Raw genomic sequence first — 22,942 nt, forward strand, 5'->3', positions numbered from 1 at the left:
GCCGGATCAGGCGGACGGTCCGGCCGGCCCGCCGAGGACCCGTTGGATCAGGGTGACCTCGTCCGCGCCGCTGTCGGGCACGATGAAGTCGTCGAGCCGGCAGATGTCGTCCACCGCGCCGAGGATGTCGTCGGGCGAGGCCGGCGTGGGTCCGCCGTACCAGCCGGGGGTGACGCCCAGGAAGATCCGCCCGACCCGGCCGCCGCCGACGGTGAGGATGTGCCGGTTGAGCTGGCACTGCTCGGAGGCGAGGAACGTCGCCACCGCCGCCACGTGCTGCGGGTCGAACCGGTCGGTCAGCTCACCGAGCAGGTTCTCGGTCATCCGGGTCGCGGCGGTGGGCGCGATCGCGTTGACCAGGATGCCCCGGCGGGCCCCCTCCAGCGCGAGCACGTTCATCAGCCCGATCAGGCCGGTCTTGGCCGCGCCGTAGTTGGCCTGGCCGAAGTTGCCGAACAGCCCGGACGACGAGCTGGTCAGCACGATCCGGCCGTACCCCTGGGCGACCAGGTGCGGCCAGGCCGGCCGCAGCACGTGGAACGCCCCGGCCAGGTGCACGTCGAGCACCGCGCGGACGTCCTCGTCGGACATCTTGGCCAGCGTCCGGTCCCGCAGGATGCCGGCGTTGTGGATGACCGCGTCGAGCCGGCCGTACGTGTCGATCGCCCGGCCGACCAGGTCCGCGCCCCCGGCGGCGGTGGCCACCGAGTCGGTGGAGGCGACGGCGGTGCCGCCGGCCGCGCGGATCTCGGCGACGACCTGTTGCGCCGCGCCGGAGGAACCGGAGCCGTCGACCGTCCCGCCGAGGTCGTTGACGACCACCGACGCGCCGCGTGCGGCGAGGGTCAGCGCGTGCGCCCGGCCGATGCCGTTGCCCGCGCCGGTGACGACGACGACCCGGCCGTCGAGGGTGACCCGGGCGCTCATCGCTCGTTCCCCAGGACCGCCACGAACGCGACGCAGGAGCCCGGCTGCCCGCCGAGGTTCTGGGCCACCGCCAGCCGCGCGTCGGGCACCTGTCGGGGACCGGCCTCCCCGCGCAGCTGGGTGAAGCACTCGAACATCATCCGCAGTCCGGTCGCGCCGATCGGGTGGCCGAACGACTTGAGCCCGCCGTCGGTGTTGACCGGCAACGCCCCGTCGAGGTCGTAGCGGCCGTCGAGGATGTCCCGCCATGCCTTGCCGCGGGCGGAGAAACCGAGGTCCTCCATCAGCACCACCTCCGTCGGGGTGAAACAGTCGTGCACCTCGGCCAGCGAGATCTGCGCCGCCGGGTCGGTCACGCCGGCCTGCTCGTACGCCTCGCGGGCGGCGGTGACCACCTCGGGGAAGGTGGTGAAGTCGTAGCCGTCGGCGGCCAGGCCGGCCCCGGACCCGGCGACGAAGCTCATCCCGCGCAGGTAGACCGGTTTGTCGGTGTACCGGTGGGCGTCCTCGGCGCGGACCAGGATCGCCGCCGCCGCGCCGTCGGAGACGCCGGAGCAGTCCATCACGCCCAGCTGCCCGGCGATGCGCGGGGACCGCTCCACCGTCTCGGCGGTGACCGCCCGGCGGAACTGGGCGCGGTCGTTGCGGGCCCCGTTGGCGTGGTTCTTCACCGCGACCCGGGTCATCGCCGCGCGCATCTCCCGCTCGTCGATCCCGTGCGCCGCCTGGTAGGCGGGGGCGAGCAGGGAGAACCCGGCCGGGGCGGTCCAGTCGACGTCGGTGCCGTCGGCGGGTGGGAAGACCGCCGACAGCCCGGAGTACGAGGAGTCCTTGAGCTTCTCCACCCCGGTCGCCATGACCATGTCGTACGCGCCGGAGGCGACGGCGAAGGCGGCGTTGCGGAACGCCTCCGAGCCGGTGGCGCAGTAGTTCTCGACCCGGGTGACCGGCTTACCGGCCAGCCGCAGCGGGCGGGCCAGGGTCTGCCCGGACAGCCCCGAGCCCTGGGTGCCGACCCAGAACGCGTCGACGTCGTCGAGGGTGACGTCGGGCAGCGACCCGACGCACTCCTGCACGGCGTCGACGAGCAGGTCGTCGGCGGAGGAGTTCCAGTGGTCCCGGAAGGGGGTACAGCCCATCGCGACGATCGCGACGTCGTGGGTGGTGCGCCTACTGGCCATCGGCGGTGTCCTTCCCTGGCGGGGCGTCCGCGGGTGCCGGGCGGAGCTTCCAGAAGTAGTTGTGGATCGAGTCGGTGGTCCAGAGCCGGCGGAACACGGCGGTCACCGGCATGCCCACCGCCACGTCACCGGGTGCCACGTCGGTGACGTACGTGCTGAGCCGGCCGCCGCCGTCGACGTCGGCGACGACGATCGCGACCTCGGGTTCCGGCATGGTGGTCAGGTGGTCGCGGGTCACCGAGACCACCCGGGCGGTGCGGTCGCGCAGCGACACCGTGGCGGTGCCCGCCCCGGCGGTGCCGCAGGAGGCGCAGACCCGGCCGGGGGGTGTGGTGACCCGGCCGCAGGCGTCGCAGCGGCTGCCCTCCAGCCGGTACTTCCAGCCGGCCCGGCGGTGCATGGGTGGGGCGGCCGGGGCGGGGGCGGCCGGCCGGGCCGGGCCCTGCACGTCGAGCAGCCCGCGCCAGCGCAGGTAGCGGCCGTAGCCGAGGCGCTGCCGGGCGGCGAGCTGGGCGCGGACCGACGGCCCGCCCCGGGCGGCGCGGACCCCGTCGCCGACCCGCAGCACGAACGCGTCGGCGCCCTCGGTGGCCGACAGCAGCAGGATGGTCTGTCCGGGTTCCGCCTCGTCGAGGGCGGCGGCGAGCAGCAGTCCGGGGTGGGCGACGCCGGTGAAGCCGGTGGCCCGTTCGACAGTCGCGTCCCGTCCCGCGCCACCGAGCGCCTTGCGCAGCGCCGCCGCGGCGCGCGGGTTCGACGACGACACGACCACCTGGTCGACGGTGTCGAGGGACGCCCCGGCCAGGGCCCGGCGGACGGTGTCGAGGCCGGCGGCGACGAGGATCTCGGCGGTGAACCGTTCGTCCCAGACCCGGTCGTGCCGTTCGCCGGGCAGCCGCCAGCGGTCGAGCACCTCGCTGGTGTGGCCGGCGCGGGCGAGGAGCACGGCGGCCCGCCCACCGCTGACGAACGCCGCGGCGGCGTCGCCCTGGGCCAGTTCGTCGGGGGCGCCGGGCCGGGTGGTGCGCACGTCGGCCAGGGCCGCCGTGGCGACACCCCGCAGGACCAGGTCGAGGGCGGACGCGCCGGCCCGGTGGCCGCGCAGGTCGAGGGCGGTGACCCCGGGGTCGAGGCCCAGCGCCTCGTGCGCCACCCCGGCGGAGGTCTTCGTCTCGTACGGTGCGCTGGTGGTGGCCAGCAGCAGGTGCCGCCCGGCCGGGGTGTCGGCGGGGACGTGCCGCAGCGCCTCGACGGCCATGGTGACGGCGTCCTCGTCGTAGCCGGCGACGCTCCGGGTGGGGCCGCCGGTGCGGGCCGGGCCGGTCGGGTCGAGCCGGTTGTCGTCGAGCACGTACGCCGGGAGGTAGGCCGCGTAGGCGTCGATGCCGGGTTGTTCGGGCATGGGTCGCGGGTTCTCCTTCAGCTCCACGAGGGGATGGCGGCGAGCAGGCGTCGGGTGTACTCCTGCTGCGGTCGGTCCAGCACGGTCAGGGCGTCGCCCTGTTCGACGACCCGCCCGCCGCTCATCACCGCGATCCGGTCGCACAGGTCGCTGGCGAGCATCAGGTCGTGGGTGACGAAGAGCAGGCCGATGCCGAGTTCGTCGACGAGGGTGCGGAACAGGTCGACGACCTTGGTCTGGGTGGTGACGTCCAGGGCGGTGGTGCACTCGTCGGCGATCACCAGCGCGGGGCGGGTGACGACGGCGAGCCCGATGGCGACCCGCTGCCGCAGGCCGCCGGAGAGCTGGTGCGGGTAGCTGGCCAGCACCCGGCCGGGGTCGTCGATCCGCATCTGGGCCAGCACCTCCACCGAGCGGCGTTCCACCTCGGCGCGGCTGATGTCCCGGACGTGCCGGCGGAGCACCTCGGCGAGCTGGGTGCGGACCTTCAGCAGCGGGTTCAGCGACCGCGACGCGTCCTGGAAGACCATGCCGACGGCGCTGCCCCGGACCCGCGCGGTGCGGTCGACGCCGGGGGCCACCACCTGCTCGTCGGCGACCGCGATGGCGCCCCGGTCGACCCGGACGTTGCGGTCGAGCAGCCCGACGACGGCGCGGGCCAGGGTGGTCTTGCCGCTGCCGGACTCGCCGACGACGCCGACGATCTGGCCCCGGCGGATCTCCAGGTCGACGTCGTCGAGCAGGGTCAGCTCGCCGTCGGCGAGCCGGGCGGTGATGGACAGCCCGGAGAGCTTCAGCAGTGTGCTCATCGCCGCCTCTTCCGTGGGTCGTGGTGGGTGAGCAGCGCGTCGCCGAGCAGGTTCACCAGCAGCACCAGCACGGTGATGGCGAGGCCGGGGAAGAAGGCGATCCACCAGGCCTGGCTCAGCTCGTCCTGGCCGGAGGCGAGCATCGAGCCCCAGCTGTTCATCGGCGGCACCACGCCCAGGCCGAGGAAGCTCAGCGCGCTCTCGACGAGGATCGCGGTGCCGACCTGGAGGGTGCCGAGCGCGACGATGGTGCCGGCGAGGTTGGGCAGGATGTGCCGGAAGACGATCCGGGGCTCGGACGCGCCGGCGGCGCGCAGGCCGACGACGAACTGGCGTTCCCGGATGGCCAGGGTCGCCGCGCGGGTGACCCGGGCGCACACCGCCCAGCCGGTGAGCGCCAGCACCAGGAACAGCACCGGCAGGGAGCTGCCCCGGTTGGCGATGATGGCGAGGGCGACCAGGATGAACGGCAGGGCGAGCTGGGCGTCGATGAGGATCGAGATGACCCGGTCGACCCAGCCCCGGAAGTAGCCGGCCAGCAGGCCGAGCAGCGTGCCGGGGCCGATCGCGACGAGCGCGCCGACCAGGCCGATCACGATGGTCAGCCGGCCGGCGGAGACGAATTGGGTGAGCAGGTCCTGGCCGAGCTTGTCGGTGCCGAGGGGGTGGGCCCAGCTGCCGCCGGCCAGGAACGCGGGCGGCCGGCGGGTCGCGTCGAGGTTCTGGCCGCCGTCGGGCAGCAGGCCGGTCAGCGGCAGCACGAACACCGCGACGGCGGCCACCGCCAGCGGCAGGGCCAGCCAGAACACCGAGGTGCGACCACGTCGGCCGGCCCGGCGCGGTGGCGGCACCGGGGCGGTGACCGGGTCGAGTTCGAGTTGGCTCATGCTCACCGCACCCTCGGGTCGACGATCGAGTGCAGGACGTCGACGAGCAGGTTCAGCAGCACGAACACCAACGCGCCGAACACCACGATCGCCTGCACCAGCGGGAAGTCGCGGAACTGGATGGCCTGCAACGCGAGCTGGCCGAGGCCCGGCCAGGAGTAGACGTACTCGACGGCGACCGCGCCGGAGAGCAGGATGCCGGTCTGGAGCACGACGATGGTGAGGATCGGCATCATCGCGTTGGTGAAGGCGTGCCGCCACACCACCCGGCGGGTGCTGATGCCCCGGGCGCGGGCGGAGTCGATGTACGGCTCGGCCAGCGCGTCGCTCATCGACGCCCGGGTGAGCCGGGCGATGTGCGCCATCGGGTAGACCGACATGGTCAGCGCGGGCAGGATCAGGTGTTTCGGGCTGCCGGACTGGCCGGCGGGCAGCCAGCCGAGTTTGACGGCGAACAGCACCACCAGCATCATGCCGAACCAGAAGACCGGCACGGACTGGCCGAGCAGGGCGAGGGTGGAGGCCCCCCGGTCCCACCAGGTGCCCTCCCGGGTCGCCGCGAGCACCCCGAGCGGCACGCCGACCAGCAGGGCGAGGGCCATGCCCGCGCCGACCAGCTGCAACGTGTACGGCAACCGGTCGGCGATCATCGAGGTGTTGGACTGGTAGAACTGCAACGACTGGCCGAGGTCGCCGGTGAAGACGCCCTTGAGGTAGTCGAGGTACTGCACGACGACGGGCAGGTCCAGGCCGAGCTGGTGGCGCAGCGCCTCGCGTTGTTCGGGCGGGGCCATCGGGCCGAGGATGGTGGCGGTCGGGTCGCCGGAGAGCCGGCCGAGCAGGAACGCCAGGCTGAGCGCGATGAGCAGCGAGGCGAACAGCGACGCGAGCCGGCCGCCGACGCGGCGTACGGTGCTGGCCTTCATCGGCGGGACCTCCAGCGCGCGCCGGGCATCGCGGCGAGCAGTTCGCGGGTGTAGTCGTTCTCGGGGGTGCCGAAGACCCGGTCGCAGGGTCCCGCCTCGACGACCCGGCCCCGGTACATCACGTGCACGACGTCGCAGAGCGAGCGGACCACGGCCAGGTCGTGACTGATCATCAGCAGCGCCGCGCCGGTGGTGGCCCGGATCTGCCGCAGCAGGGCCAGCACGTCGGCCTGCACGGAGACGTCGAGGCCGGAGGTCGGTTCGTCGGCGACGATGAGGCGGGGCCGCATGAGCAGCGCGCGGGCGATGCAGACCCGCTGCGCCTGTCCCCCGGAGAGCTGGTGGGGGTAGCGGTCGAGCAGGTCCGGGGCGAGCCGGACCCGGCCGAGCAGGTCGGCGTCGTCGATCCAGGAGGTCCGTTCGGGTTGCAGCGCCCGCAGTTCCCGCAGCCCGGAGCGGACCGACTGGCGGGGGTCGAGCGAGCCGTGCGGGTCCTGGAAGACCACCTGCACCTCGGGGCGCAGCCGACGCAGTTGGGCACGGCTGACCGCCGAGAGCGAGTGGCCGAGCAGCCGGATGTCGCCCCGGCCGCGCGGGCCCAGCCCGGTGGCCGCCATCGCGAGGGTGGTCTTGCCGGAGCCGGACTCGCCGACGACGGCGACGCTCTCGCCGGCCGCGATGCGCAGCGACACCTGGTCGACCGCGCGGAAGATCGTGCCGGTGCCGCCGTCGCGGTGCTCGACGACGAGGTCGTCGAGCTCCAGCACGGGGAGGTCCGATTCCGGGGTGCGGGGGTGCCGGGCGAGGTCGTCCGGCACCCCCGTCTCCGCTACCTCGGACATCGTCAGCGGGTCGTCTTCGTGAAGTCCACGGTGTTCAGCGGGCCGAACACCACACCGGAGACGCCGGGGCCGGTCGCGTAGTTGAACACCTGCCGGTACAGCGGCACGTAGCAGTGCTTCTGGACCACGCCGATCGTGTTGAGCTGCTCGTAGATCGGGGCGGCCTGCTGGGCGTCGTTCTGTTCCAGCGCCTGCTGGGCCAGGGTGTCGATCTGCGGGTCGGGGCAGTTGCCGGTGATCGACTTGGTCTTCATGAAGCCGCTGACGAAGTAGTCCGGCACGGCGACGTTCGGCACCCCGGCGAAGATCGAGATGCCGGGCACCTGACGGCCGATGATCCGCTTGACCAGCGTGCCGTAGTCCAGCGGCACGTAGCTGACCTTGAAGCCGGCCTTCTCCAGGCTGCCCCCGACGGCCTGGGACACCTCTTCGATGTTGGTGTACTGGGCTGCCGGGTAGGTGATCTGCACGGTCGGGCTCGCCCCGCCGAGGAGTTCCTTGGCCTTGGCGGCGTCGGCGGTCACGCTCTGCGTCGGCTGCTGGCCGGGCTTGACGTTGAGCAGGCCGGCGTCGGCCACCGCCTGCCCGTCGAAGATGCCCTTGACGATGGCGTCGCGGTCGATGGCCAGGGCCGCCGCCTCGCGCAGCTTCGGGTCGTCGAACGGTGCCTTCGTGGAGTCGAGGAAGGCGATGATCTTCATGGCGGTCTCGGTGCTGACCACCTCGACCCCGGCGGCCTTGGCGGCGCTGGCCTGAGCCGGCGGCAGGTCGAAGGAGACGTCCACGCTCTTGCTCTGGATCAGCGCGAGCCGCTGGGCGGCCTCGTTGGCCCAGGTGAAGGTGACGCCCTCGTTGGTCGCCTTGGTGCCCCAGTAGTCGGGGTTGCGCTTGACCGAGATGTCGCGGCCGGCGTTCGCGCCCGACCAGACGTACGGGCCGGTGCCGACGGGTGCGGCGGCGAAGCCCTCCGAGCCCTTCTCCTGGTAGTACTTCGGCGGCACCAGGTAGACGGTGGTGAGCAGGTCGGGGATGTCGTACTGCGGGGTCTTGGTCTTGACCACGACGGTGGTGGCGTCGGGCGCCTCGATCGCGGTGACGTTGCCGAAGTACGACTTGAGCTGCGAGGCCGCGCTGTCGCGGGTGAGCGTGATGGTGTTGGCCACCGCCGCCGCGTCGGCCTTCTCGCCGTTGCTGAAGCTGATGTCGGGCCGGACCTTGAACGTCCAGGTCGTGGCGTCGGTACGGGTCCAGCTCGTGACCAGGCCGGTGTCGGTCGGCGCGAGGTCGCTACCGGTGTTGATCAGGGGTTCGAGCATCGTCGCCCAGACGATCTGGGCGGAGCGCGCGCCGACGATCGGGTCGAGGGTCGCCGGTTGGGCGGCGAGCAGCGCCCGGATCGGGGCGTTGCCCGACGCGCCGGAGTTGTCGGAGTCGGAGCCGCCGCACCCGGTGAGGCCGGCGCTCGCGACGGTCAGCGCGGCGGCCAATGCCAGGAAGCGCCGGGAGCGCAGGGATTTCATGATCATCATGGGTGTCCTTCACTGCGATGGACCCGTCATGTCTCCGCGTGAGGCGGCGGTGACGTTCGCCACAAAGTACCGACCAGCCGGTATCAAGTCAACGGGTCGACCGGGTATCTCGCTCGTGACATTCGCGTGACAAAGGCCCGCCGGCCAGCGCCGTTGTGTTCATACCGACCGGTTTGTATGATACCGCGGTGACCATCACCCTCACCCATGGGCACGACGGCCGCCTCGCCCGGGTCCGCTACGACAACGCGGCGCGCGGCAACTGTTTCGACACCACGACGCTGCACCGGCTCGTCGACACCCTGGAGACCGCCGCCGACGACGGGAACTGCGCGGTCATCCGCCTGGACATGGCCGGGCGGCACTTCTGCGCCGGCTGGGACACCTCCTCCTTCGCCGCGCTGGCCGGGGCCACCCGGGAGGAGGTCGCCGCCGACCTGCGCGCCAGCGACACCGCGTTGCAGCGCATCCGCCGGCTCCCGGTGCCCGTCGTCGCCGCCGTCCGGGGGCGGATCATCGGGTTCGGCGTCGGCCTGCTCAGCGCCGTACACCTGCCGGTCGCCGCCGCCGACGCCCGGCTGTCCCTGCCGGAGGCACGCTACGGCTTCGCCCCCGCCGGGGTCGGCCACACCATCGCCCGGTCGGTGCCCCGGCCGCACGCCTACCACCTGCTGACCGGCGTGGCGGAGGCGACCGCCGGGCAACTGCGCGACTGGGGCCTGGTGGCCCGGGTGGTCGCCGACGACGCGGTGGACGGGGCGGTCGACGAGCTCGTCGACGCCCTGCTGGCCGTGCCGGGGGCGACCCTGCGGGCGGTGGTCGGGGTCGTCGAGTCGAGCCTGGCCACCGGGACCGCCGACCAGGCGTACGACATCTCGGCCCGCACGATCGTCGCGGGCCAGGCCACCAGGGGGGCAACCGGATGAGACCACGATTCCAGCCCGGCGAGGCGGTCTGGGTGGAGCTGTGCACTCCCGACCCGGCGCAGGCCGAGACCTTCTACGCCGCACTGCTCGGCTGGACGGTCCGCGCCGAACGCCTCGGCGGCACCACCTACCGGATGTGCAGCATCGACGGGCGGGACGTCGCCGGGATCTCCGACGCCGCCGCCCTGCACGGCGACCGCCCCCGGGGCTGGCTCACCTACTTCGCCGTCGACGACATCGCCGCGTCCGCCCGGCAGGCGGTGGCGCTCGGCGGCGAGTTGGTCGCGCCGCCGCGCTACCTGCCGGCGGCGGGCACCGGCGCGGCGGTGATCGACCCGTTCGGTGCGGCCTTCGGCCTCTACCAGGGTGAGTCGCGCGTCGGCGTCCAGGCGGTCAACTCGGTCGGGGCGCTGTGCTGGAACGAGCTGGACACCGGTGAGCCGGCCGAGGCGGTGGCCTACTACCGCACGCTGTTCGGCTACACCACCCAGCAGCGCGACGACTCGCCGACGGCCCGGCCCTACACCGTGCTGATGCTCGGGGACGTGCCGGTCGCCGGGGTCCTCGAACTCGACAACGCCTGGCCGAACCCCATCCCGTCGACGTGGGTCACCTACTTCGCCGTCGCCTCCCTCGACGACACGCTGGCCCGGGTGACCGCCCTGGGCGGCAAGCCCACCGTCGGGCCGGTCGACACCCCGCACGGGCGGCTGCACCTGGTGAAGGACCCGGGTGGGCACACCCTGTGCCTGATCCAGCTCGACACCGGGCTGCGTCCCGACCACGACTCCTGCGACCCGGCGGTGAACCGATGATGGCCGAGCCCCTGTTCGACTCCGCCGAGTTCCGCCAGGTGTGCGGGCACTTCCCCACCGGCGTGACCGCGGTGACCGCGGTGACCGCCGCAGGCGCCGTCGCCGCGCTGACCGTGAACTCGTTCACCTCGGTCTCGCTGCAACCGGCGAAGGTGCTGTTCTGCGTCACCAGCTTCTCGTCGAGCTTCCCGGTGCTGATGGCCGCCGACCGGATCGCCGTCCACATCCTCAGCCAGGACCAGGAGGACGTGGCCCGGCGGTTCGCCACCTCCGGGCTGTCCGGGGAGCAACGGCTCGACGGGGTGTCCTGGGTGCCCGGCCCCGACGGCGTCCCGCTGCTGCCCGACACCCCGGCGATCCTGGCCGGACGACGCGACGAGGTGATCACCAGTGGCGACCACGTGATCGTCCTGATCGACGTCGACCAGGTCCGCCTGAAGCCGACCGACGTGCCGGCGTTGTCGTTCTACCGGGGCCGGTTCGTCGCACCGTCCCGGACGACCGAGTGACCGCCGGACGCCGGGCCGGATGACCGCCGGCCCGGCGTCGGCCGGGTCCCGGCCGACGCCGGGACCGTGCCCCGCTCAGGCGTAGTAGCGGAACAGGATCTCCGCCACGCAGCAGGGCTGCGACGTGTCGGCGAACTCCACCGCCACCGACGCCTTGGCCTGCACCCCGGGGGTGGCCTCCGGGCCGGGCGCGGTGATCGCGGTGGCCGCGACGAGCGTCGCGGTGCCCTGGATCTCGACCCCCGGCGGCAGCGGCCGGACGAACCGGACCCGGTCGAGGCCGTAGTTGACCCCCATCGAGAAGGTCCGCACCTCCAGGATGTCGGCGAGCAGCCGGGGGACGAGGGCCAGGGTCAGGAACCCGTGCACGACGGTGCCACCGAACGGCCCGGACCGGGCCCGTTCGACGTCGACGTGGATCCACTGGTGGTCCCCGGTGACGTCGGCGAACTGGTCGACCTGCCGCTGGGTCACCACCTGCGACGCGCTGACGCCCAGCTCCGTGCCGACCAGCCCCAGCAGGTCGGTCGGGGTGTCGACGGTGGTCCGTCTCATGGTGCGCATCGGGGGTGCTCCGTTCCGGGTGGTCGGTCCAGGGTGTCGGGTCGGGTCGGTGACCCGGGGGTGTGGCGGTCGGGCGGGGAGGTCGATCCGGCACGGGCCGTCGCCTGGGCCGTGACGTGCGCGGTGAGGGTCTCCCACTCCCGGTCCCAGTCCGCGTCGGCTACCGGCGGGCGGGCGACGGTGAGCATCCGGCGGACCGCCGCCGGGTCGAGGGCCGCGACCGCCCCGGCCAGCGCGTCGACGTGCCCGACGAGCCGGTCGTCGGCGACGGCGGCGCTGACCAGTCCCCGGTGTGCGGACTCCTCGGCCGACCAGGTCTCCCCGGTGAGCAGCAGGCGTCGGGCGAGCGCCGGGCCGACGGCGAGGGGCAGCAGCACGCTGGACCCCCACCCGGGGACCTGACCGACGGCGAGGTGCCGGTCGCCGATCCGGGCGCTGTCGGCGGCGACCGCGATGTCGCAGGCGAGCAGCAGTTCGAGGCCGCCGCCGAAAGCCGCGCCGTTGACCGCGGCGACGGTGGGCACCGGGGCCGCCCGGATGGCGCGTACCAGGCGGCGGCCCCGGTCGAGGTGGGCCAGCAGCGCGGGCAGGTCGCCGAGCAGGGCGGTGGCCTCGGCGAGGTCGGCCCCGGCGCAGAAGCTGCGGCCGGTGCCGGTGAGCACGAGCACCCGTACGCCCGGGTCGGTCGCGGCGGCGAGCCACCGTTCGAGACCGGCCAGCACCGTGCCGTCGCAGGCGTTGCCGACGCCGGGCCGGTCGATCCGCGCCCAGAGGGCGGCCCCGCGCCGGGTCAGCACCACGGAGGTCACGTCAGGCTCACGCAGAGCTTGCCGAACGCGGTGCCGGCCAGCATCCGGCCGGCCTGGGTCCGGATGTCGGCGAGGTCGACGACGCTGTCGACGACGGGTCGAATGCGGTGGGTGTCGACGAACCCGACCAGCGCCACGAACTCGTCGAGGGTGCCCATGGTCGCGCCGTGCACGCTGATCTCCCGGGCGAACAGCCGTGGCAGGTCCAGCTCGGCGGTGAAGCCGCTGGTGCCGCCGCACACCACGATGGTGCCGCCGGCCCGGGTGCAGCGGGTCGAGTGGGCGAAGGTGGCCGCGCCGACGGTCTCCACCACGATGTCGGCCAGCTCCGGGGTCCGCGCGCCGCTGTCCAGGGCGACGGCCGCGCCGAGGGCGAGCGCCCGTTCCCGTTTGGCCGCCGAGCGGGAGGTGACCATGACGGTCGCGCCGGCGGCCACGGCGAGGCTGATCGCGGCGGTCGCCACCCCGCCGCCCGCGCCCTGCACCAGCACCGTCCGTCCGGGGCCGACCGCCGCCCGGGTGAACAGCATCCGGTACGCGGTGAGCCAGGCGGTCGGGAGGCTGGCGGCCTCGGCCCAGCTCAACCCGGCGGGCTTGGCGACGAGGTGCGCCGCCGGGACGACGGTCCGCTCGGCGAGCACGCCGTGGCCGACGTCGGGCAGCAGGGTCGCGTGCGGCACGGTCCGGCCGTCCGGCGCGGTGGGCAGCACCGGGTAGACGATCACCTCGCGGCCTGCGGCGACGCCTGCCGCGTCGCTGCCGATGACCCGGGGCCCGTCGTGCCGGGTGGTGCCGACGCCGCGCAGCGTCCACAGGTCGTGCATGTTCAGCGCGCCGGCCCGGACGTCGACCTCCACCCAGCCCGGTGGTGTCTGCGGGGCGGCGACGTCGCCGACGAGCAGCGCGCCGACCGGGTCGTCGGCGCTCGGGGTGCGGACGTGGGCGGCTCTCACTGGGTCGCCGATCCGGCCGGCTCGGTGGGCCCGTTCCAGAACGCCACGTCGGCGAGGTCGGCGCGGGCGGCGGGGCGGAAGTCCAGGCCCCGGGTGTAGGCGACCGGGACGAGGGTCACCGGTCGCCAGTCGGCGGGCAGGCCGAGCACCTCGCGTACCCGGGTGGCCCGGTGGGCCAGGGCGGTGGCCAGCACCGAGCCGAGGCCGCGCGAGCGCAGGGCGAGCTGGAACGACCAGGCGAACGGGAAGATCGACCCGTAGTAGCCGGACGCGGTGCCGCCGACGGGCCGTTCGGGGACCGGTTTGGTGCTGCACAGCACGACCAGGACGGGCACCTGCGCCAGGTGGTCGACGAGGTGCTTGACGGCGGCGAGGACCCGCTGCTGCCGGGCCTGGGCCTGCGGGTCGGCCCGCACGCCGGGCGACAGCCGGGTGGTGGTGGCCGCCTCGCCGTCAGCCAGCGGACGGGCGACGGTGGCGTGCCAGATCTCGGTGTACAGGGTGGACAGTTCCCGTTTGAGCCTCGGGTCGTCGACCGCGACGATCCGCCAGTCCTCCAGGTTGGAGCCCATCGGCGCCTGCTGCGCGAGGCGCAGGCACTCCTCGACGACGGCGCGGCCGACGGGCCGGTCGAAGTCCAGCCGGTGGCGCACCGCGCGGGTGGTGGTCAGCACCTCGTCGATGTCGGTGATCACTGCGCCGGTCATCGGTGGTCCTCTCCGGTGAGTCGGTCGACGGGCTTGTCCCGGTAGGGCAACGGCGTCCCCCACCGGTCGAGATAGCTGACGCTGTCGACGGGTCGGCGGGCCGCGACCCTGAAGTCGGTGCCGAGGGTGTACGCGACCGGCAGCATGGTGATCTGTACCGCGTCGTCGGGGATGCCGAGCAGCGCGGCGACGGCGGCGGCGTGGTGCAGGTGCAGGGTGGTGATGACGGTGCCGAGGCCGCGCGCCCGCAGCGCCAGGTTGAACTGCCAGATCGCCGGATAGAGCGACCCGTAGAGGGCGGAGTTGGTGCCGGGGCCGCCGGTGGCCGGGTCGGGTCGGGTCGCGCACGGGATGACCAGGTACGGGGCCCGTCCGATGTGCTGCGCGAGGTGTTCGGCCCCGGCGAGGATGCGGGCGGTGCGGGCGCTGACCTTGCCGTCCGCGTCGACGCCGCCGAGGCGGCCCCGGACCAGGTCGTTGCCGGTGCCCGCCGCGCTGTGCAGCGGCTCGTGCACGTGGGTGCGGTAGGCGGCGTGGTAGAGCGTCGCCAGTTCGGCCTTGAGCGCCGGGTCGCCGACGACGAGCCAGCGCCAGTCCTCGGCGCCGCCGCCGGTGGGTGCCTGGACGGCGAGTTGGAGGCACTCGCCGACGAGGTCGAGCGGGACGGGGCGGTCGTAGTCGAGGCGCAGCCGGACCGACCGGGTGGTGGTCAGCACGTGGTTGAGGTCGGTGAACGGCAGGGTCATCGGTCGACCTCCGGGGCGACGCCCAGCAGGTCGGTGACGTGCAGGGTGTCGCAGTACTCGCGGACTGCGGCGATGCCGCCGGGCTGGACGTCGACGATCCAGAGGTAGCGGTTCTGGTAGCGGGCGTCGTCGCCGAGGACGGCGTGTCCGTGGGCCTCGACGGCGACCAGGGTGTCGTCGACGATCCACCGGTCGGCGGTCACCGCGATCCCGGCCGACCGGTAGGTCCCGCCGGCCAGCCGGGCCCGCATCGCGGCGAGTTTCCCGCTCATCGCGACCCGGCCGTGCAACGGGCCGTTGGCGTCGAGGTCGCCCCGGCCGTGGTGCCGGCCGAGGTCGCGGCGGCGGCCGGAGTCGGTCCACCAGGTGGCGTCGGCGGTGAAGAGCGCGCCGAACGTGTCGAGGTCGCCCCGGGCGAGGGCCGGCCACATCGCCAGCGCGGTCGCCAGCGCCGGGGGCGCGTCGGCCGGGTCGGACGGGTCGCGGTGCGGGGGGTCGTCGAGGCTGCTGCGGGGTACGGGGGCGTCGTCGCCTACGACGTGCTGCGCGTGGGCGGTGTCGAGGTACTCCCGTACTGCGACGATCGCGCCCGCCCGGTCCACGTCGACGACGAAGCCGTAGCGGTTGGCGTACTCGCGTCCGCTGGCGTGGACGCCGTACCCCTCGACCTCGATGACGCAGGTGTCGTCCCCGGCGACGATCCGGCGGGGGATCTGTCGGCAGCCGGTGGGGAACGCGTGCGGTCCGAGGGAGCGCATCAGCGCCAGCTTGTCGTCCATCCGCATGAGGCCGTGCAGGGGGAAGCGTCCGCTGCCGTGCGGGGCGAGAGCCGGATCGCCGCCGCGACGGTCCGGGCCGGTGTCCACCCACCAGGTCGCGTCGGCGGCGCACAACCGGGCGAGGCCGCCGAGGCTGCCCCGGTCGAGCGCGGAGACGAAGTCCATGCCTGCCCGGACCGCGCGGGTCATCCGGCCTCCCACATTCCGACTGGTGGGTATCTAACACCTCCGGGCCGGACAACTCAAGGGGTGCATTACATACCGACCAGATGGTATTTTACGACGCCGGTAGTTCTGACGAGGGGGTCTGTGGTGTTCGAGGCGTACCAGCTACCCGAGGAGCACGACGCGGTCCGCGAGGCGGTCCGCGAGGTCTGTGCCGCCAAGGTGGCCCCGTACGCGGCCGAGGCCGACGAGACCGGGGAGTTCCCCACCTCGTCGTACGACGCGCTGCGTGCCGCCGATTTCCACGCCCCGCACATCCCCGTCGAGTACGGCGGCGCGGGCGCGGACGCCCTGGCCACCGCGATCGTCATCGAGGAGGTGGCCCGCGCCTGCGCGTCGTCGTCGTTGATCCCGGCGGTGAACAAGCTGGGCACGATGCCGTTGCTGCTGGCGGGTTCGGAGGAGTTGAAGCAGCGCTATCTGACTCCGGTGGCGGCGGGTGAGGCGATGTTCTCGTACTGCCTGTCCGAGCCCGAGGCCGGCAGCGACGCGGCCTCGATGACCACCCGGGCGGTACGTGACGGGGACCACTGGGTCCTCAACGGCGTGAAACGGTGGATCACCAACGCCGGGGTGTCGCAGTTCTACACCGTGTTCGCGGTGACCGACCCGACCGCCCGGTCCCGGGGCATCTCCGCGTTCGTCGTCGAGAAGTCCGACCCCGGCGTCAGCTTCGGCGCACCCGAGAAGAAACTCGGCATCAAGGGCTCCCCCACCCGCGAGGTCTACCTCGACAACGTCCGTATCCCCGCCGACCGGATCATCGGCGAGCCCGGCACCGGCTTCGGCACCGCGATGCGCACCCTCGACCACACCCGCGTCACCATCGCCGCCCAGGCCATCGGCATCGCCCAGGGCGCCCTCGACTACGCCAAGGGCTACGTGCGGGAGCGCAAGCAGTTCGGCAAGGCCGTCGCCGAGTTCCAGGGCGTCCAGTTCATGCTCGCCGACATGGGCATGAAACTCGAAGCCGCCCGACAACTGACGTACGCCGCGGCCGGGAAGTCCGAACGCGGCGACGCCGACCTCACCTACTTCGGCGCCGCCGCCAAGTGCTTCGCCTCCGACGCCGCCATGGAGATCACCACCGACGCCGTCCAACTCCTCGGCGGCTACGGCTACACCCGTGACTACCCCGTCGAACGCATGATGCGCGACGCCAAGATCACCCAAATCTACGAAGGCACCAACCAGGTCCAACGCATCGTCATGGCCCGCCAACTCCTCAAGGACTGACGGACCGACGCCCGGCCCCGCACGCCCCGGCGGCCCGGCCCCGGGGCGACTCAGGCGGTCAGGCCCTCCAGCACCATCGCGCTGAACTGGCGGGCCACCTCGTCGACACTGAGCGGTCCGCCGACGTTGAGCCACTGGTAGGCCCAGGCGCACATGCCGACCAGCCCGAAGGTCGCGATCCGCGAGTCGACGTCCGCCCGGAACGCCCCCCGGGCGACCCCGTCGGCGATCATCCCGGCGAACGCCGCCTCCACCAGGCCGCGCTTGCGGGTCACCTCGGCGAACAGGTCACCGGAGAGGTAGCGCCGCTCCTGGTAGAAGATCGTCACGTGGGCCCGGTACTCGGCCACGCTGGTGAGGCTGAACCGGATCAGCTCGCGTACCCGTACCGTCGGGTCGTCGCTGTCGGTCTCGATCTTCTGGATCGCGGCGAGCTGCGCCTCCAGGTACTCCTCCTGGATGTGCCGCAGCAGGTCGTCCTTGCTGGCGAAGTGGTGGTAGAAGGCGCCCTTGGTGAGCTGCGCCTGGTCGGCGATCTCCTGTACCGAGGTGCGGTCGAAGCCCCGTTGCTCGATCAGCCCCAGCGCGCTCGTGATCAACGAGTTGCGGGTGTTCTCCGGGTCGTACCCGTCGGGCCAGCGTTGCCGGCGTCGGGTCGACTCCGGTCGGGACGTCGCACGCGCCATGAATGGCCTCCTGTCCGCGATACAGCCAGACAATGCTACCGTCCGGTCGGAAGGAAACGAAGGGAGCCACCCCGATCGATCCGCCCGAGAAGTGTCGCGCACCCTCGACCCGAGGGGAAGCCCCTGCGGCGACACGGCCGTACGCGGGACGGACTCAGCGGCGGGTCTCCCCCGAGCGGCCCCGACCCGGCCCGGCGGCGCGGTGGCCGACCCGTGGCGCGCGTACCACCGGGGACGTCGCGGCGCCGGGACGGAACTCGCGGGCCGCGGCGGCGACCAGCTCGTCCGGGTCGTCGGTGAGCGCGCGCCGCAGGTGCGCCGGGACGAGTCCCGACGTCGCCACCGCCATCCGCACCTGCGTCGACCGGTCCTCGACCAGGGGACGCAGGTCGGCCTCGTCGAGCGCGACGGCGGACACCAGCGCGGCCCGGACGTCCGGCACCGGGTCCTGGGCCAGCGCGCGACGGTGCTCGGCGGTGGTCTGCGGATTGCGCGCCAACCCCTTGCGTACCCGGGCCGTGCGGTCGGCCAGCAGCGTGGTCATCACGTCCGGATCGTGGGTGTGCGCGGCGAGGCGTTCCCGCACCTCGGGTGAGACGTCGTCGACCAGCCGCACCGCAAGCTCCGGCTCCAGGTCACGCGACTCGGCGAGCAGGCCCCGCAGTTCCTTGTCGGCGGTCTGCGCCATCGCCCGGCGGACCGACGCGTCGCAGGCCGGGTTGCCGGCGACCGCCCAGCGGACCCACCGGTCGGCGTCCCTGACCAGACGCAGCAGGTTGGCGGTCGAGGTGGCGGGGTTGCGCGCCACCGCCTCCCGCACCTCCCGGTCACGGTCGCGGGTGAGCGGGCGCAACGCCTGGGCGGGCGCGTCGGCCCGGGTGGCGACCGCCCGGCGGACCGCCGGCGACGGGTCGGCGGCCAGGTCGATCAGGGTCAGGTGGGTGGTGCCCGGGTCCTGCGCGAGGCGGAGCCGGGCGTCGACGTCGCCGTCCATCGCCGCAGCCGGGCCGGCGCCCGCCCCACCGTGCCGGTCGGGCCGGTCGACGTCCTGCTGATTCCCCATGGGCGTCATCATGTCACGGGCCGCACGGGCCGCTGCGAGGCCGACCGACGCACGGTCGATGAGCCGGCGGACGACCACGGACGCGGCGTCCGTGCCGCGTCGGCGGTGGGTTGGTGATGGCTTCCCCGGACGCCCGCGTCGGCACCGGCAACGGGAATGTCGTCAGGATGGTGGGGCTGCTCGCCGTCGGGTGGGTGCTCTGGCGCCGGCCCGTCGACGCCGCGTCGGGTGGGCCGGCCGGGCCGGCGGTCGCGCGGGGGTGGTCGCGGCCCGCCCACCCCGGCCAGCCGCCGGATGCGCCGGCCGGCCGGGGTGGGCGGTGGCGGGACTCGTCGTTCACCCCGCCGCCGAGCCGGGTGGCCGGCGCGTTCGTCGACCTGTGGTGGAGCGGGCCGGCGCACCGGCTGTTCGCCTCCGACGCGTTCGTCGCCGACGTCGGCGCGAGCATGTTCCGGCTGCTCATCGGCTACGCCCTGGCGGTGTCGGTGGGCACCCTGGTCGGCGTGGCGCTGGGCCGCAGCCGACGCCTGGAGTGGCTGTGCGCGCCGGTGGTACGGCTCGGCGTCGCCACCCCCGCGGTGGTGCTCATCCCGATCGCGATCGTGCTGCTCGGGATCAACGACCGGATGCCCATCTTCGTCATCGCGTTCGGCTCGATCTGGCCGGTCGTGTTCAACACGATGGACGGGGTGGCCAACGTCGACCGGCTGGCCCTCAACAGCGCCCGCGCGATCGGGCTGCGGCGGGTGGACCGCTTCCGGTTCGTCGTGCTCCCGGCGGCGCTGCCGCGCATCCTGGCCGGCGCACGGGTCAGCCTGGGCATCGCGGTGGTCCTGATGGTCAGCTCCGAGTTGTACGCCTCCACCTCGGGCGTCGGCTACCAGATCCTGCTCCAGCAGCAGAAGTTCGACACCCCCCGGATGTTCGCCGGGGTGGTGATGGCGTGCGCGATCGGCATCCTGTTCAACGCACTCTTCGGCCTGTACGAGCGGTGGGCGTTCCGCGGGCGACCGACGGTAGGGAGATCGGCATGAGCGAACCGGAGAACACCTCGGCCGCGCTGGTCGTGGCGGGACTGTCCAAGACGTACACCACGAACGGGGTCGACCACCTGGCGATCGAACAGGTCGACCTGGAGGTGCACGCGGGCGAGTTCGTGTCCATCGTCGGGCCCTCCGGCAGTGGCAAGACGACGCTGCTCAACTGCATCTCCGGGCTGATGCGGCCCAGCACCGGCGAGGTACGGTCGTTCGGCCAGACCATCGGCGACGGCCCCTCCGACGACATGGCGATCGTGTTCCAGGACTACAGCCGCTCGCTGTTCCCCTGGCTCACCGTCGAACGCGACATCGGACTGCCGCTGCGCCGTACGGGGGCGAGCCGGGCCACCGTGGCCGGCGCGGTGGACAGCCTGCTTGCGGCCGTCGGGCTGCCCCGTTCGGTGATCGGCAAGTACCCGTGGCAGCTCTCCGGCGGCATGCAGCAGCGGGTCGCCATCGCCCGCGCGCTGATCAACAAGCCGAAGATCCTGCTGATGGACGAGCCGTTCGCGTCGGTCGACGCGCAGACCCGGATCAGCCTGGAGGACCTCACCCTGCGGGTATGGCGGGAGTGGAACAAGTCGGTCCTGTTCATCACCCACGACATCGACGAGGCCGTCTACCTCTCCGACCGGGTGGTGGTGCTCAGCAAGGGCCCGTCGACGGTGAAGGCGACCATGGACGTGCCGCTGCCCCGCGACCGGGACCAGATCCTCACCAAGCAGGAACCCCTGTTCGGCAAGCTGCGCAGCGAGGTGATGGACCTGGTCATGGGGCACTGACCGACCCGCCGCAGGCCACCGGGACCGTCGTGCCGGCGGGCGGATCGGCGGCCCCACGGGCGGGCCGGTCGGCGGCGTCGGCCGTACGGTGGTGCGACAATCTGTCGGGGTGACCGCCGAACAGCCCGTCCCCGACGTCCGCACCCCCCGGGCCCCACTCGGGTCGAGCCCGCAGCACCTGCTGGCCACCCTGCTCGGCGAGTACCTCGACCCGGCGGCGGCCGACCTGCCGTCGGCGGCGGTGATCGCGATGCTGCGGGAGTTCGGGGTCACCGAGCCGAGCGCCCGTGCCGCACTGTCCCGGCTGGTCAAACGGGGTCTCATCGCGGCGCGGGGCGACACCCGACCGCCGGTCTACCACCTCACGCCCGAGGCGGTCGCCCGGCACCGCTCCCGGATGCGGCACTTCCTGACCTTCGGCGCGCAGCCGCCGCGCTGGACCGGGGACTGGGTGCTGGTCTCCTACTCGATCCCCAGTTCCGGTCAGGCGGCCCGGCACGCGGTGCGCCGGGCGTTGACCGGACTGGGGTTCGTGGGCCTCTACGACAGTGTGTGGATCAGGCCGGGTGTCGACGCCGCGCCGGTCCGGGCGGAGCTGGCGGCGCTGCTGCACCCCGTCGCGGGGGCCCGCTGGTCGGTGCTGCACGCCCGGTTCGACGAGGAGGCCGGACCGCACGGCCCGGCCGCCGCGTACGACCTGACCGGTCTCGCCGCCGGCTACGCGGCGTTCGTCGCGCGGTTCGCGCCGTTGCGGGCGGCGGCCCGCCGGGGCGCGGTCGACCCGGGCACGGCGCTGGTGGCGCGCACCTCCGCGATGGACTCCTGGCGTCGGTTCGCCGACACCGACCCGGATCTGCCCGCGCACCTGCTGCCGCAGCCCTGGCCACGCCGTCAGGCCAGGGAGACCTTCCTCGACATCCATTCCGGGCTCGGTGCGCTCGCCCGGGCCCGGCTGATCGAGGTGACCGCGCCGCACTGGCCGGACGCCGCCCGGTGGATCACCCACTTCGACGCCCCGGCCGACCCCGCCCGACCGGAACCGGCCGGCGGCCCGCGCGGCGTCGCACGCCACACCGGATGACCGTGGCCGCGCGGGGGTCGCACCCGCCCGCCAGACGGGCAACACATTGACACTTTTCGTTACCCCGGTGATAGTAACTGCATACCGCGACCGCCTGTGGGGACCACGGCCGGGCGGTCGACGCGTCCACGTCGACCCGCCCCGTTGCCGGCGCTGACCACCTGGTCGGGCCCGGCGGCAGACCCGCCACCGCAGGGGTGCCACCGCCGACACCCGCAGGAGGGTGCATGCCAAGGAGATCGAAGCTCTACGCGGGCCTGACCGCCGCGCTCGTGCCGGCAGCCGCCGTGCTGATGGCCCTCGGCGCGACGCCGGCCGACGCCGCAGTGGGCGGTTCGGGGCCCTACCCCGCCGACTACGAGACCGCGGCCAGCCTGCCCAACCACACCATCTTCCGGCCCCAGACGCTGCCGACCGAACGCCTGCCCCTCCTCGTGTGGGGCAACGGCGGCTGCTCGGCCAACGGCCTCTCGCAGGGCAACTTCCTGCGCGAGATCGCCTCGCACGGCTTCCTGGCCATCGCCAACGGCGGGCCGAACGCCTCCGGTTCCACCAACTCGCAGATGCTCACCCAGTCCATCGACTGGGCGGTGGCGGAGAACTCCCGCCAGGGCAGCAAGTACTACAACCGGATCGACACCGGCAAGGTCGCCGTCGCCGGCTTCTCCTGCGGTGGCCTGGAGGCGTACGCCGTCTCCAACGACCCCCGGGTGACCACCACCGGCATCTTCAGCAGCGGCCTGCTCAACGACGCCGACGACTACCAGCTGCGGCGGCTCACCAAGCCGATCGCCTACTTCGTCGGCGGGCCCAGCGACATCGCCTACCCCAACGCCATGGACGACTGGGGCAAGCTGCCCGCCGGGCTGCCCGCCTTCATGGGCAACCTGAACGTCGGGCACGGCGGCACCTACGACCAGCCCAACGGCGGCGAGTTCGGCCGGGTGGCGGTGCTCTACCTCAAGTGGCGGCTCAAGGGCGACACCACCGCCGGCAGCAACTTCGTCGGCGCGAACTGCGGGCTGTGCCGCACCCAGTGGACCGTCCAGCAGAAGAACCTGACGCTCGACGGCCCGCCGCCGACCACCCCGCCACCCACGACCCCACCACCCACCACTCCCCCGCCGACCACCCCGCCGCCGACGACTCCCCCGCCCGGTGGGGCCGGCTGCACCGCCGTCTACGCCGTACAGGACCAGTGGAACGGCGGGTTCGTCGCCAACGTCAGCGTCACCGCCGGGTCCGCCGCGCTCACCGGCTGGCGGGTCACCCTGACCCTGCCGGGCGGCGCAGCGGTCAGCTCGGTGTGGAACGGCGTCGCCACCGGCACCAGCGGCACCATCACCGTCACCAACCAGAGCTACAACGGCAGGCTGGGTGCCGGGCAGAGCACCAGCTTCGGGTTCCAGGGCACCGGAAGCGGCACCGGAACCACCGCCACCTGCACCGGAAGCTGACCGTCGCGCCCGCCGCACGGGCGGGTCTCCCGGTGCGGCGGGCCGGTACCGGGTACCGGCC

General features: G+C 73.4%; 24 protein-coding genes. 8 read left to right on the forward strand and 16 right to left on the reverse strand.

The genetic code is table 11. The features are described from left to right. Positions 1–6: 6 nt before the first annotated feature. The 8 genes from FJK98_RS20465 to FJK98_RS20500 are packed head-to-tail and all read right to left on the reverse strand — an operon-like array spanning position 7 to position 8,503. Positions 7–927, reverse strand: coding sequence for an SDR family NAD(P)-dependent oxidoreductase (locus tag FJK98_RS20465; protein ID WP_145920465.1), 921 nt, complete (start codon positions 925–927; stop codon positions 7–9). Next, a complete protein-coding gene (locus tag FJK98_RS20470; RefSeq protein WP_145920466.1) occupies positions 924–2,108 on the reverse strand; it encodes an acetyl-CoA acetyltransferase in 1,185 nt (394 codons plus the stop codon). Before FJK98_RS20470 ends, FJK98_RS20465 begins: the two co-directional genes overlap by 4 nt. After that, the gene (locus FJK98_RS20475; RefSeq protein WP_145920467.1) at positions 2,098–3,510 is read right to left on the reverse strand and encodes an OB-fold domain-containing protein; all 1,413 of its coding nucleotides are present in this window, start codon (positions 3,508–3,510) and stop codon (positions 2,098–2,100) included. Before FJK98_RS20475 ends, FJK98_RS20470 begins: the two co-directional genes overlap by 11 nt. Before the next feature lie 17 nt (positions 3,511–3,527). Beyond that, positions 3,528–4,319, reverse strand: a complete 792-nt coding sequence (locus tag FJK98_RS20480; protein WP_145920468.1) for an ABC transporter ATP-binding protein — start codon at positions 4,317–4,319, stop codon at positions 3,528–3,530. Further along, positions 4,316–5,206: an ABC transporter permease gene (locus tag FJK98_RS20485; protein ID WP_145920469.1), complete on the reverse strand. Its 891-nt coding sequence runs from the start codon at positions 5,204–5,206 to the stop codon at positions 4,316–4,318. Before FJK98_RS20485 ends, FJK98_RS20480 begins: the two co-directional genes overlap by 4 nt. Positions 5,207–5,208: 2 nt before the next feature. Further along, the gene (locus FJK98_RS20490; protein WP_145920470.1) at positions 5,209–6,132 is read right to left on the reverse strand and encodes an ABC transporter permease; all 924 of its coding nucleotides are present in this window, start codon (positions 6,130–6,132) and stop codon (positions 5,209–5,211) included. Beyond that, positions 6,129–6,974, reverse strand: coding sequence for an ABC transporter ATP-binding protein (locus FJK98_RS20495; RefSeq protein ID WP_145920471.1), 846 nt, complete (start codon positions 6,972–6,974; stop codon positions 6,129–6,131). Before FJK98_RS20495 ends, FJK98_RS20490 begins: the two co-directional genes overlap by 4 nt. A gap of 2 nt (positions 6,975–6,976) precedes the next feature. Next, positions 6,977–8,503: an ABC transporter substrate-binding protein gene (locus FJK98_RS20500; RefSeq protein WP_145920472.1), complete on the reverse strand. Its 1,527-nt coding sequence runs from the start codon at positions 8,501–8,503 to the stop codon at positions 6,977–6,979. Positions 8,504–8,691: 188 nt separating this feature from the next. On the opposite strand from FJK98_RS20500, the gene FJK98_RS20505 reads away from it, so the two are divergent. The 3 genes from FJK98_RS20505 to FJK98_RS20515 are packed head-to-tail and all read left to right on the forward strand — an operon-like array spanning position 8,692 to position 10,753. Then, a complete protein-coding gene (locus FJK98_RS20505) occupies positions 8,692–9,429 on the forward strand; it encodes an enoyl-CoA hydratase/isomerase family protein (protein ID WP_168222518.1) in 738 nt (245 codons plus the stop codon). Next, positions 9,426–10,244: a VOC family protein gene (locus tag FJK98_RS20510; RefSeq protein ID WP_145920474.1), complete on the forward strand. Its 819-nt coding sequence runs from the start codon at positions 9,426–9,428 to the stop codon at positions 10,242–10,244. Before FJK98_RS20505 ends, FJK98_RS20510 begins: the two co-directional genes overlap by 4 nt. Then, the gene (locus FJK98_RS20515) at positions 10,241–10,753 is read left to right on the forward strand and encodes a flavin reductase family protein (protein WP_145920475.1); all 513 of its coding nucleotides are present in this window, start codon (positions 10,241–10,243) and stop codon (positions 10,751–10,753) included. The genes FJK98_RS20510 and FJK98_RS20515 overlap by 4 nt, the downstream gene beginning before the upstream one ends. Before the next feature lie 75 nt (positions 10,754–10,828). On the opposite strand, the gene FJK98_RS20520 is transcribed toward FJK98_RS20515, so the two are convergent. The 6 genes from FJK98_RS20520 to FJK98_RS20545 are packed head-to-tail and all read right to left on the reverse strand — an operon-like array spanning position 10,829 to position 15,500. Further along, complete coding sequence (locus FJK98_RS20520; protein WP_145920476.1) at positions 10,829–11,317, reverse strand: MaoC family dehydratase; 489 nt, start codon at positions 11,315–11,317, stop codon at positions 10,829–10,831. Then, a complete protein-coding gene (locus FJK98_RS20525) occupies positions 11,305–12,126 on the reverse strand; it encodes an enoyl-CoA hydratase/isomerase family protein (protein ID WP_168222519.1) in 822 nt (273 codons plus the stop codon). Before FJK98_RS20525 ends, FJK98_RS20520 begins: the two co-directional genes overlap by 13 nt. Continuing rightward, positions 12,123–13,079 carry a zinc-binding dehydrogenase gene (locus tag FJK98_RS20530; RefSeq protein WP_145920478.1) on the reverse strand — a complete coding sequence of 319 codons (957 nt, stop codon included), beginning with the start codon at positions 13,077–13,079 and terminating at the stop codon, positions 12,123–12,125. Before FJK98_RS20530 ends, FJK98_RS20525 begins: the two co-directional genes overlap by 4 nt. After that, positions 13,076–13,786, reverse strand: coding sequence for a nitroreductase family protein (locus FJK98_RS20535; RefSeq protein WP_145920479.1), 711 nt, complete (start codon positions 13,784–13,786; stop codon positions 13,076–13,078). The genes FJK98_RS20530 and FJK98_RS20535 overlap by 4 nt, the downstream gene beginning before the upstream one ends. Beyond that, positions 13,783–14,532, reverse strand: a complete 750-nt coding sequence (locus FJK98_RS20540) for a nitroreductase family protein (RefSeq protein WP_145920480.1) — start codon at positions 14,530–14,532, stop codon at positions 13,783–13,785. The genes FJK98_RS20535 and FJK98_RS20540 overlap by 4 nt, the downstream gene beginning before the upstream one ends. Further along, on the reverse strand, positions 14,529–15,500 hold the full coding sequence (locus FJK98_RS20545) for a nuclear transport factor 2 family protein (protein ID WP_145920481.1): 972 nt from the start codon (positions 15,498–15,500) through the stop codon (positions 14,529–14,531). Before FJK98_RS20545 ends, FJK98_RS20540 begins: the two co-directional genes overlap by 4 nt. Positions 15,501–15,623: 123 nt before the next feature. Between FJK98_RS20545 and FJK98_RS20550 the strand changes: the two genes are divergently transcribed. Then, a complete protein-coding gene (locus FJK98_RS20550; protein ID WP_240763032.1) occupies positions 15,624–16,772 on the forward strand; it encodes an acyl-CoA dehydrogenase family protein in 1,149 nt (382 codons plus the stop codon). Between the two features lie 50 nt (positions 16,773–16,822). Here the strand turns inward: FJK98_RS20550 and FJK98_RS20555 are convergent, their stop codons facing one another. Further along, on the reverse strand, positions 16,823–17,458 hold the full coding sequence (locus tag FJK98_RS20555) for a TetR/AcrR family transcriptional regulator (protein WP_145920483.1): 636 nt from the start codon (positions 17,456–17,458) through the stop codon (positions 16,823–16,825). Positions 17,459–17,612: 154 nt separating this feature from the next. Beyond that, positions 17,613–18,521 (reverse strand): DUF2336 domain-containing protein, encoded by a 909-nt coding sequence (locus FJK98_RS20560; protein WP_145920484.1) that lies wholly within the window; start codon positions 18,519–18,521, stop codon positions 17,613–17,615. 116 nt (positions 18,522–18,637) lie between these two features. On the opposite strand from FJK98_RS20560, the gene FJK98_RS20565 reads away from it, so the two are divergent. The 4 genes from FJK98_RS20565 to FJK98_RS20580 all read left to right on the forward strand — a co-directional run bounded on the left by FJK98_RS20565 (position 18,638) and on the right by FJK98_RS20580 (position 22,881). Then, complete coding sequence (locus FJK98_RS20565) at positions 18,638–19,555, forward strand: ABC transporter permease (protein ID WP_228544668.1); 918 nt, start codon at positions 18,638–18,640, stop codon at positions 19,553–19,555. Beyond that, positions 19,552–20,343, forward strand: a complete 792-nt coding sequence (locus FJK98_RS20570; RefSeq protein ID WP_145920486.1) for an ABC transporter ATP-binding protein — start codon at positions 19,552–19,554, stop codon at positions 20,341–20,343. Before FJK98_RS20565 ends, FJK98_RS20570 begins: the two co-directional genes overlap by 4 nt. A 109-nt stretch (positions 20,344–20,452) precedes the next feature. Then, a complete protein-coding gene (locus tag FJK98_RS20575) occupies positions 20,453–21,424 on the forward strand; it encodes a PaaX family transcriptional regulator C-terminal domain-containing protein (protein WP_145920487.1) in 972 nt (323 codons plus the stop codon). Positions 21,425–21,651: 227 nt separating this feature from the next. Then, a complete protein-coding gene (locus FJK98_RS20580; RefSeq protein WP_145920488.1) occupies positions 21,652–22,881 on the forward strand; it encodes a cellulose binding domain-containing protein in 1,230 nt (409 codons plus the stop codon). Positions 22,882–22,942 lie beyond the last annotated feature (61 nt).

The sequence above is a fragment of the Micromonospora sp. HM134 genome, from assembly GCF_007833915.1.
Classification (GTDB): Bacteria; Actinomycetota; Actinomycetes; order Mycobacteriales; family Micromonosporaceae; genus Micromonospora; species Micromonospora wenchangensis.

Excerpts from the sequence above, each read along its gene's own strand:
- FJK98_RS20535 (WP_145920479.1), bottom strand. The coding sequence starts at position 13,786 with ATGACCGGCGCAGTGATCACCGACATCGACGAGGTGCTGACCACCACC.
- FJK98_RS20480 (WP_145920468.1), bottom strand. The coding sequence starts at position 4,319 with ATGAGCACACTGCTGAAGCTCTCCGGGCTGTCCATCACCGCCCGGCTC.
- FJK98_RS20520 (WP_145920476.1), bottom strand. The coding sequence starts at position 11,317 with ATGCGCACCATGAGACGGACCACCGTCGACACCCCGACCGACCTGCTG.
- FJK98_RS20515 (WP_145920475.1), top strand. The coding sequence starts at position 10,241 with ATGATGGCCGAGCCCCTGTTCGACTCCGCCGAGTTCCGCCAGGTGTGC.
- FJK98_RS20555 (WP_145920483.1), bottom strand. The coding sequence starts at position 17,458 with ATGGCGCGTGCGACGTCCCGACCGGAGTCGACCCGACGCCGGCAACGC.
- FJK98_RS20490 (WP_145920470.1), bottom strand. The coding sequence starts at position 6,132 with ATGAAGGCCAGCACCGTACGCCGCGTCGGCGGCCGGCTCGCGTCGCTG.
- FJK98_RS20565 (WP_228544668.1), top strand. The coding sequence starts at position 18,638 with ATGGCTTCCCCGGACGCCCGCGTCGGCACCGGCAACGGGAATGTCGTC.
- FJK98_RS20465 (WP_145920465.1), bottom strand. The coding sequence starts at position 927 with ATGAGCGCCCGGGTCACCCTCGACGGCCGGGTCGTCGTCGTCACCGGC.
- FJK98_RS20475 (WP_145920467.1), bottom strand. The coding sequence starts at position 3,510 with ATGCCCGAACAACCCGGCATCGACGCCTACGCGGCCTACCTCCCGGCG.
- FJK98_RS20545 (WP_145920481.1), bottom strand. The coding sequence starts at position 15,500 with ATGACCCGCGCGGTCCGGGCAGGCATGGACTTCGTCTCCGCGCTCGAC.
- FJK98_RS20495 (WP_145920471.1), bottom strand. The coding sequence starts at position 6,974 with ATGTCCGAGGTAGCGGAGACGGGGGTGCCGGACGACCTCGCCCGGCAC.
- FJK98_RS20470 (WP_145920466.1), bottom strand. The coding sequence starts at position 2,108 with ATGGCCAGTAGGCGCACCACCCACGACGTCGCGATCGTCGCGATGGGC.
- FJK98_RS20560 (WP_145920484.1), bottom strand. The coding sequence starts at position 18,521 with ATGGGGAATCAGCAGGACGTCGACCGGCCCGACCGGCACGGTGGGGCG.
- FJK98_RS20500 (WP_145920472.1), bottom strand. The coding sequence starts at position 8,503 with ATGATGATCATGAAATCCCTGCGCTCCCGGCGCTTCCTGGCATTGGCC.
- FJK98_RS20485 (WP_145920469.1), bottom strand. The coding sequence starts at position 5,206 with ATGAGCCAACTCGAACTCGACCCGGTCACCGCCCCGGTGCCGCCACCG.
- FJK98_RS20570 (WP_145920486.1), top strand. The coding sequence starts at position 19,552 with ATGAGCGAACCGGAGAACACCTCGGCCGCGCTGGTCGTGGCGGGACTG.
- FJK98_RS20540 (WP_145920480.1), bottom strand. The coding sequence starts at position 14,532 with ATGACCCTGCCGTTCACCGACCTCAACCACGTGCTGACCACCACCCGG.
- FJK98_RS20510 (WP_145920474.1), top strand. The coding sequence starts at position 9,426 with ATGAGACCACGATTCCAGCCCGGCGAGGCGGTCTGGGTGGAGCTGTGC.
- FJK98_RS20580 (WP_145920488.1), top strand. The coding sequence starts at position 21,652 with ATGCCAAGGAGATCGAAGCTCTACGCGGGCCTGACCGCCGCGCTCGTG.